The sequence below is a fragment of the Microcella humidisoli genome (assembly GCF_024362325.1).
GTDB lineage: Bacteria > Actinomycetota > Actinomycetes > Actinomycetales > Microbacteriaceae > Microcella > Microcella humidisoli.
This window is the reverse complement of record NZ_CP101497.1, coordinates 1,586,254-1,598,595: the sequence shown is the minus strand read 5'-3', so window position 1 is coordinate 1,598,595 and position 12,342 is coordinate 1,586,254. Positions and strand designations below refer to the sequence as shown.

At 71.4% G+C, this 12,342-nt stretch carries 14 protein-coding genes; 4 read left to right on the top strand and 10 right to left on the bottom strand.

Features of this window, described 5'->3' with window-relative positions; all coding sequences use genetic code 11:
* Positions 1-6: 6 nt before the first annotated feature.
* Positions 7-852, bottom strand: coding sequence for a putative RNA methyltransferase (locus tag NNL39_RS07755; RefSeq protein ID WP_255158589.1), 846 nt, complete (start codon positions 850-852; stop codon positions 7-9).
* Between the two features lie 107 nt (positions 853-959).
* On the opposite strand from NNL39_RS07755, the gene NNL39_RS07750 reads away from it, so the two are divergent.
* Positions 960-1,811, top strand: a complete 852-nt coding sequence (locus tag NNL39_RS07750) for a DMT family transporter (RefSeq protein ID WP_255158587.1) — start codon at positions 960-962, stop codon at positions 1,809-1,811.
* On the opposite strand, the gene NNL39_RS07745 is transcribed toward NNL39_RS07750, so the two are convergent.
* The 5 genes from NNL39_RS07745 to NNL39_RS07725 form a co-directional block, all read right to left on the bottom strand.
* Complete coding sequence (locus NNL39_RS07745; RefSeq protein ID WP_255158585.1) at positions 1,808-2,512, bottom strand: CDP-alcohol phosphatidyltransferase family protein; 705 nt, start codon at positions 2,510-2,512, stop codon at positions 1,808-1,810. The genes NNL39_RS07750 and NNL39_RS07745 overlap by 4 nt on opposite strands.
* Positions 2,513-2,567: 55 nt before the next feature.
* Positions 2,568-3,041, bottom strand: coding sequence for an SRPBCC family protein (locus NNL39_RS07740; RefSeq protein ID WP_255158583.1), 474 nt, complete (start codon positions 3,039-3,041; stop codon positions 2,568-2,570).
* Positions 3,042-3,127: 86 nt separating this feature from the next.
* A complete protein-coding gene (locus NNL39_RS07735; RefSeq protein ID WP_255158581.1) occupies positions 3,128-3,475 on the bottom strand; it encodes an iron chaperone in 348 nt (115 codons plus the stop codon).
* Between the two features lie 26 nt (positions 3,476-3,501).
* Positions 3,502-4,554: a Glu/Leu/Phe/Val dehydrogenase family protein gene (locus NNL39_RS07730; RefSeq protein WP_255158580.1), complete on the bottom strand. Its 1,053-nt coding sequence runs from the start codon at positions 4,552-4,554 to the stop codon at positions 3,502-3,504.
* Positions 4,551-6,266 carry an alpha-keto acid decarboxylase family protein gene (locus NNL39_RS07725; RefSeq protein WP_255158579.1) on the bottom strand — a complete coding sequence of 572 codons (1,716 nt, stop codon included), beginning with the start codon at positions 6,264-6,266 and terminating at the stop codon, positions 4,551-4,553. The genes NNL39_RS07730 and NNL39_RS07725 overlap by 4 nt, the downstream gene beginning before the upstream one ends.
* A gap of 94 nt (positions 6,267-6,360) precedes the next feature.
* Here NNL39_RS07725 and NNL39_RS07720 point away from each other — a divergent pair, with 94 nt between their 5' ends.
* The 3 genes from NNL39_RS07720 (at position 6,361) to NNL39_RS07710 (ending at position 7,641) form a co-directional block, all read left to right on the top strand.
* Positions 6,361-6,831 (top strand): Lrp/AsnC family transcriptional regulator, encoded by a 471-nt coding sequence (locus tag NNL39_RS07720; RefSeq protein WP_255158578.1) that lies wholly within the window; start codon positions 6,361-6,363, stop codon positions 6,829-6,831.
* Positions 6,832-6,893: 62 nt separating this feature from the next.
* A complete protein-coding gene (locus tag NNL39_RS07715; protein WP_255160914.1) occupies positions 6,894-7,217 on the top strand; it encodes a ribonuclease E inhibitor RraB in 324 nt (107 codons plus the stop codon).
* A 46-nt stretch (positions 7,218-7,263) separates the two neighbouring features.
* Positions 7,264-7,641 carry a hypothetical protein gene (locus NNL39_RS07710; protein WP_255158577.1) on the top strand — a complete coding sequence of 126 codons (378 nt, stop codon included), beginning with the start codon at positions 7,264-7,266 and terminating at the stop codon, positions 7,639-7,641.
* Between the two features lie 6 nt (positions 7,642-7,647).
* On the opposite strand, the gene NNL39_RS07705 is transcribed toward NNL39_RS07710, so the two are convergent.
* The 4 genes from NNL39_RS07705 to NNL39_RS07690 are packed head-to-tail and all read right to left on the bottom strand — an operon-like array spanning position 7,648 to position 12,330.
* Positions 7,648-8,715, bottom strand: coding sequence for an amidohydrolase family protein (locus NNL39_RS07705; protein ID WP_255158576.1), 1,068 nt, complete (start codon positions 8,713-8,715; stop codon positions 7,648-7,650).
* Positions 8,712-9,575 carry a tryptophan 2,3-dioxygenase gene (locus NNL39_RS07700; protein ID WP_255158574.1) on the bottom strand — a complete coding sequence of 288 codons (864 nt, stop codon included), beginning with the start codon at positions 9,573-9,575 and terminating at the stop codon, positions 8,712-8,714. Before NNL39_RS07700 ends, NNL39_RS07705 begins: the two co-directional genes overlap by 4 nt.
* The gene (locus NNL39_RS07695; protein ID WP_255158572.1) at positions 9,575-11,302 is read right to left on the bottom strand and encodes an amidase; all 1,728 of its coding nucleotides are present in this window, start codon (positions 11,300-11,302) and stop codon (positions 9,575-9,577) included. The genes NNL39_RS07700 and NNL39_RS07695 overlap by 1 nt, the downstream gene beginning before the upstream one ends.
* Positions 11,299-12,330, bottom strand: coding sequence for an agmatine deiminase family protein (locus NNL39_RS07690; RefSeq protein WP_255158570.1), 1,032 nt, complete (start codon positions 12,328-12,330; stop codon positions 11,299-11,301). Before NNL39_RS07690 ends, NNL39_RS07695 begins: the two co-directional genes overlap by 4 nt.
* Positions 12,331-12,342 lie beyond the last annotated feature (12 nt).

Below are 12,342 nucleotides of genomic sequence, written 5' to 3'. Positions count from 1 at the left end.
GAGAGCTCAGGCTTCGAGGCGCAGCGCCACCACGGTCACGGCGATCGTCACGCTGATGGGCGCCTGCCACTCGAGCAGCACCTTCTCGACCTTCGCCCGGTCTTGGTGGAAGGCATTGGGCCCCATGAACACGGCGTCGAGAGCCTGCTCGACACTCAGCTGTACGCGCTGGCGCACCTCGACCGAGCTCACGAGGGTCGCATCGGGGATGCTCGCCGCGACCTCTTCCGCCTTGCCGGCCGGCACCTTCATGAGCTTGAGGCCGTGGCCCAGCTCGCGCATGTGGTCGGCGTGCGGCACGGCGAACACCGCGGTGCCGCCCGGCGCGAGGATGCGCCGCACCTCGCCCGCGGCGCCGGGCGCGAAGATGCGCAGCACCACGTCGACGCTCGCGTCGCGCAGGGGCACGCCCGTCCACACATCGGCGCTCACCCCGGCCAACCGCTCGTGCGCGCGGGCCGCGATGCGCACCGCCGGGGCCGAGGCGTCGAGGACGACGCCGTGCAGCTCAGGGCGGGCATCCAGAACCGAGGCCGCGTGCCAGCCGGTGCCGCCACCGAGGTCGGCGAGCCAGCCGCGCGCATCAGCCGGAACGGCCGCGAGCACGGCCGCGCGAATGTCGTCGTGGAAGCCTTCGGCCTGGAAGCGCTCACGCGCCTCGAGCATCTCGGGGGTGTCGCCCGTCGCCGGAGCACCCTTGCCCTTGTGGGCGGCGCGCAGGCTCAGGTAACCCTGGCGGGCCCGGTCGAAGTGGTGACGGTTGGCGCACGAGGCGCCGCCGTCGGCCGCGCTCAGCGGCTCGCCGCAGCTCGGGCACTGCAGGATGTCGAAGGCCGCGTCGAGGGTGCTCACGTGCGCAACCGTACAGGGCGGGGCGGCCGGCGCCGCCCTCGGTAGGCTGGCGACGGCGACTCCCGAGCTCGTTCGGCGGCCATCCTCCTCTGCGCGAAGGTCACTCCATGGCGGTCGTCTTCATCCTCATCAACGCGCTGTTCATCTCGGTGAGCAACGTCATGGGCGGGGTCGCAGCGCGCCGCTTCCCCATCGCGATCGTCGTCGCGATCGCTGGTCCGACGACGATCGTCATCGCGCTGCTGCTCGCCCTCGTCATGCCCGGCACGCCGAGCTGGCCCGGATTCTGGATCGGGTTCCTCGCCGGACTCTTCGGCGGAAGCGGCCTGCCCGTCGCCTATCGCGCCTTCGCGATCGGGCCCGTCGGCATCGCGGGCGCGGTGCTCGCCGTCGTCGGCACGGCGCTGCTCGTGCTCGTGGGCGTCATCACGGGCGACACGATCACCCCCCTGCGCGGGGCGGGGCTCGCCCTCGGGCTCGTCGCCATCCTGCTCGTCACCTACCGCCCGCCGGTCGACGGGGTGCGGCCGAGCCTGCGCGGGCCGCTGCTCGCCGCGGTCGCCGCCACGCTCTTCACGGGCTTCATCGTCACGATCAACTCCGCCCCCGCAGCTGACGGCCTGTGGCCGATCGTCGGCGCCCGCTTCGGCGTCACGACGATCGCCATGGTGCTGCTGGGGTGGATGCTGTGGCGCGAGGGCGCTCGCACCGTCGGCGCGCACGTCCGCACCCGGTACGTTCTCTTCCCGATGATCACGGGGGCCGCCGACATTCTCGGCAACCTGTTCCTCGTGCTCGCGCTGCAGACGGGCGACCTCGTGCTGCTCGCGATCCTCGCGCCTGCCGCCCCCGTCTTCACAGCGATCATCGGCCGCGTCTTCCTGCGCGAGCTCATGACGCGCTGGCAGGTGCTCGGGCTCGTCGTGGCCTCGGCCGCGCTCGTGCTCGCGTCGCTCTAGCCGCGGCGTCGAGCCACCAGGCGGGCGAGCACGCGCGCCCCGATGAGCACCTCGACCGCGGCGGCCGGGCGCAGCCAGCGCGAGCGCGGCACGTCGACCATGCCGCCTTTCGCGAAGCTGGCCACCGTCAGCCCCGCGACCGGGATCGCCCACGCCGCGAAGGTCGCGAGCTGCCATCCCCGGCTGCGCTCGTGCGTCACGGTGAACCAGGTCCAGAGCGCGGCGTCGGCGAGGTAGTCGCCCTGCGTGCCGAAGCGGGTGACCGTGCCCGTGCGGCGCGCGAGCTTGCCGTCGACGAAATCCGTGGCCAGCGCCAGAACCGGAACGGCCGACCCGAGTCGCGCCGCGGCGGCCGGCAGATTGGCTCGGGCGACCGTGAGCAGATTGGGCAGGCCCATCGTGCGGCGCTCTTCGAGCATCCCGAGATGCGTGACGGTCATGAGCCAGCTCGTGGCGACCCAGACACGGCCGTGCGGGTGCGCGAGCGCGGCCATGCCCGCGTGCACGGCGGTCGCCTCGGCGAGGGCGATAGGCCGCTTGCGGGCCTCGCGGATGCTGCGCAGCGTCGCGTCGGCGATGAACGCCCCGAGAGCGCGGCCCCCGAACCCGCCGCGGCGAAGCCCGCCGAGCAGCTCGTCGGTCGCGGCGCGCGAGTCGGCGCCGTCGAGGATGCGCGCGCGATGCCGATCGTTCCAACTCATCGCCCCACCCCCTCGCTCGTCACCCTATTCGGCGCGAGCGAGGCGATGGTGGCAGTCAGCGGCCGGTCGAGTCGGGCGCGCGGTCGACGTCGCCGCGCCAGGCGCCGGTCTCGAAGCCGTTCGTTTCGACGAGGTGCTTGAACTTCTTCAGGTCGCGGTCGATCTGGATGTCGTCGACCTGCAGCAGGGCTCCGATCTTCTCGACGATGCCCTGCGGGGTCCAGGTGAGCTGGAGGGTGATGCGGGTCGTGTCGGCCGCGAGGCGGTGGAACGTGACGACACCCGAGTGCTCCTCGCCGACGCTGGAGTTCCAGGCGATGCGCTCGTCGGGGTGCTGCTCGACGATCGTCGCCTCGAACTCGCGCGTAACGCCGGCGATCGAGACGGTCCAGTCGGTGAGGGTGTCGCTCTTCTGCACGATCGAGTCGACCCCCGACATGAACTGGGGGAAGCTCTCGAACTGAGTCCACTGGTTGTAGACGGTCGAGATGGGTGCGTCGATGTCGATGCTGGAATTCACGGTGGCCATAGTGGTCTCCCCTGTTCGGTCGGTGGTCAGCCACGCTATGGCTGCTGCTCGATCGCCCGTCAGGGGTTGACTTCACAGGGTCGCGGTCACGACCCGGGGGTTCGGCGCGCGTCGAGCGCGCGGGCGATGGTCTCGATCACGTCGAGCGGCAGGGGCTGTGCGTGCGGGAAGTGCACCGAGTCGGTCTTCGCGCGATACGGCCCGACCACTGCCTCGAAGGCCTCGTCACCCCGGTAGATCGGGTACAACGCGAGGTGCTTCGTCCAGTTCGCATAGTGCAGGCCGTGGCGCGCGTCGATCATGACGGCGGGCATCCCGTACCGGAACGCCTCGGTGCCGCCCGGCACGCAGCGCCGCAGCGTCTCGCGCACGGCGAGCAGGCGCTCGCGCGCGGCCTCGGGCGCTGCCGCGATGTAGTCGTCGATCTCGCTCATGCGCTCATCCAACACCCCGGCGGAGCTCAGCGGGCGGCGGCGACTCGGGCGAGGGCAATGCGGTCGGCGGCGTCCAGCGGTGTAATGCCCTCTGCCTCGGCCGTCGCGAGCACCTCAGCGAGGGTGCCGCCGATGCCGCGCAGCCGCGCGTCGACGGTCTCGGGAGTCTCGCCGCGCTCGGTGAGAGCGAGGTGAATCACTCCCCCGGCGTTGACGACATAGTCGGGGGCGTACAGGATGCCCCGCGCGGCGAGCGCGTCGGCCCCACTGCGCTCGGCCAGCGGGTTGTTGGCCGGCCCGCAGACGGCGCGCACGGGCAGCTGCGCGATCACGGGCGCGGTCAGGATTCCGCCGAGGCCCGCCGGCACGAACACGTCGGCGGGCGTCGACACCGCGTCGGCCGCGTCGATCCAGGTCGCGCCGAGCTGGTCGGCGATCGCGAGGGCGCTCGGGTTGATGTCGGTGACGGTGAGCACGGCCCCCGCCTCGGCGAGGCGCCGCGCGAGGCGCGAGCCCACCTGCCCGAGTCCCGAGATCACGAACGACCGGCCTTCGACCGAGGCCGAGCCGAACACCGCGAACAGCACCTGCTCGATCGAGGCGAACACGCCGAGCGCCGTACCGGCGGCCGGTTCCCCCGCGCCGCCATCGGCGGCGGGCAGGCCGACGACGTGCTGGGTCCGCTCGCGCACGATCAGCATGTCGTGCTCGGTGACTCCCACGTCTTCGGTCGTGATGTACGCGCCGCCGAACGACTCGACGAGGTCGCCGAGGTCGAGCAGGGCATCCCGTCGCCGCGCCGCGTCGAGAACGTCACCGGGGGCCAGCGCGATGACGGCTTTGCCGCCGCCCGCGCCGATGTCGGCGAGCGCGTTCTTCATCGTCATGGCCTGGCCGAGCCGCATCGCGTCGGCGACGCCGTCGAGCCAGTGCTCGTAGGTCCAGAGACGGCAGCCGCCGAGGGCGGGGCCGATCGCGCTCGAGTGCAGCGCGACGGTCAGGTGCAGGCCCGAGCGCGCGCCCGTGACGGTCGTGACGCGCTCATGGGTGAAGTCGGGAAGAGGGGCGGCGATGGTCATGCGAGCTCCTTGACGCTCTCGGCGGGTCGGGTGGCGAGGCGCTGTGTGAGCTCGACGAGCAGGCGCGGGGCGTCGTCGCGCGGCAGCTGCACGCGCACGAACAGGGCGTCATCCGCGGCCGACCCGGCGACGGCGAGGGCCGCGCGCAGCTCGCCCGCGGTCGTCGCCTCGAGAACGCGCACGCGCGAGCCGCCGAGCGCGGCGGGGATGAGCCGCCAGTTCCACGGCACGATGTCCTGGTAGACGGCCTCGGGGCTCTGGATCATGCGCTCGACCGTATACCCGGCGTTGTCGATGAGCAGGATGACCGGCGCGAGCCCGTGGTGGAACACCTGCCCGAGCTCTTGCACCGTCAGCTGCGCGGCGCCGTCGCCGATGATGAGCACGGGCCGACGGTCGCGGCGGGCGAGGCCCGCGCCGAGCATGGCGGGGATCGTGTAGCCGATCGACGACCACACGGGCTGGCCGAGCAGGTCGCTGCGCTCGGGCAGCCGCAGGTCGAGGGCGCCGTAGAACGAGGTGCCGGCCTCGGCGACGACCGTCGTCTCGCGCGGCAGCCAGCCCTGCAGCTCGTGCCAGAAGATCGCATGGTCGAGCGACGCTGCGTCGTCGGCCGCCGCGGGTGCGGCAAGGTCGGGCACCTCGATGACCTCGGCCGCCGCGAAGCCGGCCGCAGCGGTCACGCGCGCGAGCACCTCGAGCGCGTCGTCGAGCCGCACCTCGGGGTAGACGGCGTAGCCGATGCGCGCGTGGTCGAGGGCGAGCTCGACGGCCGCGGTCGGGTCGAAGGCCTGCGTGAAGAAGCCCGTCGTGAAGTCGCTCACGACCGTGCCGACCATGACGAGCAGGTCGGCCTCGTCGACGGCGCGGCGCGCGCGCTCGGTCTGCGTGATGGCGCCCATGTAGGTGCCGAGGCTCGCCGGGTGGTCTTCGTCGATCACGGCTTTCGAGCCCACCTGGCTGGCGATGCGCACCCCGGGCAGGTCGGCGAGCGCGGCGACCCGGCCCTCGACTCCGCGGCGGTGGATGCGCGGCCCGGCGAGCACCGTCACTGCAGTCTCCCCGGCGAAGCGCTGCGCGAGCGCACGCTCGAAGGCGGCGAGGGCGCCCGGCTCGCTGCCGCGGGCCCGGATCGGCTCGGCCAACCCGGCGGCGCTCACCCGCGCGACCGCGACGTCGGTGGGCACCCCGAGGTACACGGGCTTGCTCGAGGTGAGCGCGACGGTCAGCACGCGGTCAATTTCCGCGGTCGCCGTCTCGGTGGTGAGCACCGTCTGCGCCGCGGTGACCTCGCGGAAGGCGCGCACGAAGTGCTCGTGGTCGCCGTCGAGCAAGCTGTGGTGCAGCAGGGCGCCGCTGCCGAGCGCGCCCGTGGCGGGCATGCCGACGATCGAGATGACGGGCACGTCTTCAGCGAAGGCGCCCGCGATGCCGTTGATGGCGCTGAGCTCGCCGACGCCGTAGGTCGTGACGACGCTCGCGATGGTGCGGCCGACGCGCGCGAAGCCGTCGGCGGCGTAGGCGGCGTTGAGCTCGTTACTCGAGCCGACCCAGGTGAGGCGGTCGTCACTGTGCTCGTTGACGCTGAGCAGCTCGTCGAGCAGGCTCAGCGTGAAGTCGCCGGGGATGCCGAAGGCGTGCGATCCGCCGCACTGCACGAGGCGGGAGGCGAGGTACTGGCCGACACTGATGGTCTCGTCATTGGTCACCATGACGAGAACAGTGGCCCCTGGTGGATGCTCACGACAAGATCAGCGTCAAAAACTGGTCGATTCGACCACACTTCGGCGTAAAGTGGCGCGCATCATGGTCAGATCAGCCACCATCCTCGACGCCACCACGCGGCGCATCGTGCTCGCCCTCGACGCCGACCCGCGGGCGACCGTCGGTGGTCTCGCCGAGTCGCTGCGGCTCGCGCGCGGCACCGTGCAGAGCCGCATCGCGCAGCTCTTCGACGGCAGAACCCTGCGACCCCAGAGCGTGACGGTGCCGCCCGAGGCGCTCGGGTACAGCATCCGGGCCATCGTCACGGCGGAGGTCGATCAAGACCGGTTCGACGAGGCGATGGTCGCGCTGCGCGAGATTCCGACGATCATCGAGTGCGTCGCCACGTCGGGGCAGAACGACCTGCTGTGCCAGGTGGTCGCGCGCGACACCGACGACCTCTACGCGGTGGGCCAGCGCATCCTGCGGTGCCCCGGAATCCGCCGAACGGCGACATCGATCGTGCTGAAGGAGCTCATCACCTACCGCACGACGCCGCTGCTCGAGCAGTAGCGCGACACGTGCACGATGTGCGTTCCATAGAAAACGGGTCTAGCATCGCGCGAGTGGGAGATATGCAGTCGCACCTGACCTGCAACGTCGAGCAGTTCAGTCAGCGCATCAAGATGCGCGACAACGTCGATGAACCGCGCGAGGTCGAGCACTTCGCCAACTTCGCCGCCATCAAGGATGCGCGCGCGGCTGCCACGTCGCTCGAGGCCCTCGGCTACGCCGCGACGGTGACCCGGCGCATGCTGTTCCGCGGCACACTGCGCGTCGCCAAGATCGCCACGGTCGACGTTGAGACCGCCGACCGCATGGTCGAAGAGGTCTTCGCCGTCGTCGCCGCCCACCACGGCGACTACGACGGCTGGGGCGCCCCGGTCATCCAGGGCTGACGACATCGTGCGCGGATTGCTCTGCGCTCTGTGTTTCAGCCTGTCGGTGGTCATGCTCTCCGCGTGCTCCGCCGTCGTTCCGGGTGGCAGTGCGACTGCTGTGTGGGAGCTCGCGCCGCAGCAGACGATCGATGACAGTACGACGACCGTAACGATGCTCGTCTCGCGCCTCGGCTGCAACGACGGCGTGACGGGAACCGTGAACGAGCCGAGCGTTCAGGTCACCGATGAGCAGGTCATCATCACGGTGACGGTAAGCCCCGGGGAGCCCCTCGCCGCGAACTGCCAGGGCAACGATCAGGTCGCCTACGAGCTCACCCTCACCGAGTCGCTCGGCGACCGGGCGCTCATCGACGGGGCGTGCACGACCACTGACGCGGCGGCGACCGTCTTCTGCGAGAGCGACGTCCGGTACGCGCCCTAACGAGGCTCAGGCACCAGCGGCCTCGAGGTCGCCGACGCTCAGCGACACCGCGTCGGCGAGGTCGGTGATGGAAGACGGGCGCGCGGGCATCCACGTCACGCGCTTCTTCCAGCGGCCGCGGCCGAAACCGCCGACGAGCGCGCGCAGCACCGCCGTCTCGTCGAGGCCCGCCTCGGCGAGCGCCGCGAGCTCGTGCGGGTTCACGCCGAGCGGCTGCGGACCGTTGCCGAGGTCGCTGCCGTAGAGCAGCTCTCCCCTGGCGGCGAGGAACCGGCGCACGTTCGCCGTCGCGATGTCGCGATCAGTCGCCGGAACCTGTTCCTCCGTAGTCACAGGCCGGTCGTCCTCGGGCCTGTGGATCGCGAGCGTCGACACCCAGCGCTGCCCCTGCGCGACGGCCTTCGCGATAAGCGACTCCGTTAGCGCTTCAGTGAACGGCGCGTGGGCGAGCACGTCGACGCCCGCCTCGATCGCGCGTGCCGCCTGGCCCGCGCCCTCGACGTGCGCGACGACCGGCAGCCCGGCCGCGCGGATCTCGGCGACGACCTCGGCGAGCAGCGCGTCGTCCCAGACGGGCCCGGCGTCGGCGTTGAGGGCGATCTTGATGCGGGATGCTCCTGCCGCGACCTGCTCGGCCACCGCGAGCTCGGCATCGTCGGCCGACGAGACAGCGCGCCACGAGCCCGCGGGCGCCCACGCCCGATCGCTCGGGTAGCCGCCCGTCGCGGTGAGGAAGGCCCCCGCGAACTCGAGCGCCGCGGCGAAGGGGTCGGGCTCAGCGAGAACCGCGAGCGCGTCGGGGTCGCCCCCGAGGTCGATCACGCGTGAGAGGCCACCCGCGGCGAGCGCCTCGAGCGCGTCCGCCGGCAGCAGCTGCAAGTGCACGTGGTGGTCGGTGAATCCGGGCAGCAGCACGCCCGGCAAGGGGATGGCCGCGGCGTCCGCGTCCGCTGGCCCGACGTAGTGCAGAGTCGACCCGCCACGGCGGAACACGCTGGGGCCCATCCACTCACCGCGCCAGGCGTCGGCGACGCGGAAGGTCGCGGGAGGAGCATCCATCGCCTTCGGGGTCACGACTGGCCGATCTCGGTGCGCACCGCGTAGAGCTCGGGGAAGAACGTGAGGTCGAGCGCGCGCTGCAGGAAGTCGACGCCCGCCGAACCGCCCGTGCCGCGCTTGAAGCCGATCGTGCGGCGCACGGTGCGCAGGTGGCGGAAGCGCCAGAGCTGGAAGTTGTCCTCCAGGTCGACGAGCTCTTCGCAGGCCTCGTAGACGCGCCAGTTCGACGCGTCGGCGTCGTGCGCGCCCTCGTAGATCTCGACGAAGACCGGCACGAGCTCGGGGGTGAAGACGTGCGCCTTCGTGACATCGCGCTCGAGCACGCTCGCGGGGATCGCGATGCCGTGACGCGAGAGGTGGCGCAAGAACTCGTCGTACAGGCTCGGCTCGTGCAGCAACTCGTCGAGCACGGCATGCGCCGCCGGGTCGCTCTCGAAGACGGCCAGCATGCCGGCGTGCTTGTTGCCGAGGATGAACTCGATCGCGCGGTACTGGTGCGACTGGAAGCCGGAGGAGTTGGCGAGGAAGCCGCGGAACTCGGCGTACTCGGTGGGCGTAAGCGTCGCGAGCACGCTCCACTGCTGGATGAGCGCCTCTTGAATGTGCTTGATGCGGGCGATGCGCTTGAGCGCGCCGCCGAGGTCGTCGTCGATGAGGCACTGCCGGGCCGAGCGGGCCTCGTGCAGCAGCAGCTTCATCCAGAGCTCGCTCGTCTGGTGCTGGATGATGAACAGCAGCTCGTCGTGGTGCTCGGGCTCGCTGATCGGGCGCTGCAGTTGCAGCAACTCATCGAGCGCGAGGTACGAGCCGTAGCTCATGCGGGTCGAGAAGTCGGTGACGACGCCCTCGTCGATGTCGCGCGTGTTCTCGGTCATCACAGCTCCGGGGTGTGCGGCGGCGGCACGCGCGTGCCGCCGAGGGCGGACCCGGGCCGGTCGGCCGAGGCTTCGAAGGCCGCCGCGAAGGCGAGCAACCGGGAGTCGTCGTACGCGCGGCCCGCGAAGGTCAGCCCGATGGGCATGCCGATGTCGGCCATGAGCCCCATGGGCACTTGCACGCACGGGATGCCGAGGTGCCGCGGCACGAGGTTGCCGTTGGCGACCCAGGTGCCGTTGCGCCACGCGAGCTCGGCGCTCGCGGGGTTCACGTCGGCGTCGGCGGGCCCCACGTCGGCGACTGCCGGGAAGACGACGGCGTCGAGGCCGAGGTCGTCCATCCACGCTTCGAGGTCGAGGCGCCGCGCCTCTTCGAGCCCGCGCACGCCCTCAGCGATGTCGGGGATGCTCTCGAGCGCGGGCACGCCCGTCGCGCGGGCGCGGTGCACGTAATCCTCGAGCGGAACGTCCTCGGGCGCGAAGCGGCTGAGGTGGTCGTCGTACCGGCCGGGCAGCGAGCCGGGCGGGGTCGGGAAGATCAGGTCGGGATCCACGTCGGCGAGCCGGTGCAGGGCGGGGTCGCCGTTGGCCTGGAGGAACTCCTCCCACCCCCACATGCTCAGCTCGTAGAGCTCGTGGTCGGCGAAGTGCGGCGGAACGAGGCCGCGCGCGACCATCGAGCGGTCATCCGCCCGCCCTCGGCTCTCGTAATTCGTGACGACCGGGAAGTCGACCTCGACGACGGTCGCCCCCGCCGCCTCGAGATCGGCCCGCGCCTTCTGCCACTGGGCGATCACGGTGGGCCGCGTCTCGATCGGGTCGTCGACTGTCATGTCGCCCACATACATGCGCGGCACGCCGAGGCGCACACCCTGCAGCGCGGCCGGGTCGGCGAGCGCGGGGTACGACTCCGGCCGCAGAGTCGATGACGGCGGGATGCTCACCCACGGCTGCACCCGCCAAAAGTCTCCGCGGGTCTCGCCATCGTCGGCCACGACCGCGTCGAGCACGAGCAGCAGCTCGGCCATCGTGCGCGTGTACGGAACGACGACGTCCATCGTCGGCACGAGCGGCCAGTTGCCCCGCACCGAGATGACGCCGCGGCTGGGCGTGTAGCAGCACAGGCCGTTATTGCTCGCGGGGCCGCGGCCGCTCGACCAGGTCTCTTCGGCGAGCGCGAACGCCGCGAAGCTCGCCGCGAGGCCCGAGCCCGAGCCGTTCGACGAACCCGAGCCGAACGGTGCCGTCAGGTAAGCGGGGTTGTAGGGGTTCTCGGCGCGGCCGTAGAGCCCGCGCTGCATTCCGCCGTTGGCCATGGGCGGCATGTTCGTGAGCCCCAAGCAGATGGCACCCGCCGCGCGCAAGCGCTCGACCGTGAAGGCGTCGTTCTGGGCCACGAGGTCGGCGAAGGCGGGCGAGCCACTCGCGACCGTCAGGCCGCGCACCATGTAGCTGTCTTTCGCGAGGTACGGGATTCCGTCGAGCGGGCCGAGCGCGGCGCCGGATGCTCGCCGTTCGTCGCTCGCCCGCGCCTCGTCGAGCGCAGCCGGGTTGTCGACCACCACGGCGTTGAGGGCGGGGCGCGTGCCATCGGCCGACGGCTCACGGTCGTAGGTCGCGATGCGGTCGAGGTAGCCCTGCACGAGCTCCACCGCCGTCACCTCGCCCGCAGCGAGCGCCGTAGCGAGCTGCGTGATCGAGGTCTCGACGAGCGGAATGCGGGTCATCGTGCCGGAGCAGCAGGCTGCTGCTGCGTGATGCAGTGAATCCCTCCGCCGCGCGCGAGAATTTCACGGGCGTCGACCGTCACGACCTCACGGCCGGGGTACGCGGCGCCCAGCAAGTCGCGGGCACGAGCATCCGCCACCGGGTCGTCGTAGCCGCACGCGATGACGCCGCCGTTGACGGTGAGGTGATTGACATAGTTCCAGTCGACGAATCCCTCGTCATCCGTCAACTGGGCCGGGGCGGGCAGGTCGATGATCTGCAGGCTGCGGCCAGCGGCATCCGTCGCCTGCTCGAGCACCGCGCGCACCTCGCGCATGACGGCGTGGTCGGGGTGGCTCGCATCCGGCTGCTCGTGCACGAGCACGGTGCCGGGCGCGGCGAAGGTGGCGATCATGTCGACGTGGCCGCGTGTGCCGAGCGGCTCGTAGTCGCGCGTGAGCCCGCGCGGCAGCCAGATCGTGTGCGTCGTGCCCAAGGTGCGAGCGAGCTCGGCTTCGACACGCTCTTTCGTGGCGTAGCGGTTGCGGCCCGGGTCGAGCTGCACGGTCTCGGTCACCATCACGGTGCCCTCGCCATCGACGTGGATGGCGCCGCCCTCGTTGACGAGCAGCGAGGGCACGCGCTCGACGCCCGCCCGGGCGAGCACGAACTCGGCGATGAGCGCGTCGCGCGCGAAGCTGCCGCCCTGGTCGCCCCACGCGTTGAAGATCCAGTCGATGCCGCCGAGCTCACCGGTCTCGTCGTCGATGACGAACGTGGGGCCGATGTCGCGCATCCAGAAGTCGTCGAGCGGCGCCTCGACGACGTCGATCTCGGCGCTCAGCATGCGCCGGGCGCGCTCGCGCTCACTCGGGTCGACGACCATCGTCACGGGCTCGAACGGCAGGATGGCGTGGGCCACGCTCGTCCACGCGGCGTAGGTCGCCTCTCGGGCGGCCGAACTGTCTCCCATGACCTCTCCCTCGCGGGGGAAGGCCATCCAGATGCGGTCATGCGGAGCGGTCTCCGCGGGCATGCGCCAGGTCATGCGGTGAGCCTA

Coding starts and splice junctions, on each gene's coding strand:
- NNL39_RS07750 (WP_255158587.1), top strand. CDS start 960: ATGGCGGTCGTCTTCATCCTCATCAACGCGCTGTTCATCTCGGTGAGC.
- NNL39_RS07745 (WP_255158585.1), bottom strand. CDS start 2,512: ATGAGTTGGAACGATCGGCATCGCGCGCGCATCCTCGACGGCGCCGAC.
- NNL39_RS07740 (WP_255158583.1), bottom strand. CDS start 3,041: ATGGCCACCGTGAATTCCAGCATCGACATCGACGCACCCATCTCGACC.
- NNL39_RS07735 (WP_255158581.1), bottom strand. CDS start 3,475: ATGAGCGAGATCGACGACTACATCGCGGCAGCGCCCGAGGCCGCGCGC.
- NNL39_RS07730 (WP_255158580.1), bottom strand. CDS start 4,554: ATGACCATCGCCGCCCCTCTTCCCGACTTCACCCATGAGCGCGTCACG.
- NNL39_RS07725 (WP_255158579.1), bottom strand. CDS start 6,266: ATGGTGACCAATGACGAGACCATCAGTGTCGGCCAGTACCTCGCCTCC.
- NNL39_RS07720 (WP_255158578.1), top strand. CDS start 6,361: ATGGTCAGATCAGCCACCATCCTCGACGCCACCACGCGGCGCATCGTG.
- NNL39_RS07715 (WP_255160914.1), top strand. CDS start 6,894: ATGCAGTCGCACCTGACCTGCAACGTCGAGCAGTTCAGTCAGCGCATC.
- NNL39_RS07700 (WP_255158574.1), bottom strand. CDS start 9,575: ATGACCGAGAACACGCGCGACATCGACGAGGGCGTCGTCACCGACTTC.
- NNL39_RS07695 (WP_255158572.1), bottom strand. CDS start 11,302: ATGACCCGCATTCCGCTCGTCGAGACCTCGATCACGCAGCTCGCTACG.
- NNL39_RS07690 (WP_255158570.1), bottom strand. CDS start 12,330: ATGACCTGGCGCATGCCCGCGGAGACCGCTCCGCATGACCGCATCTGG.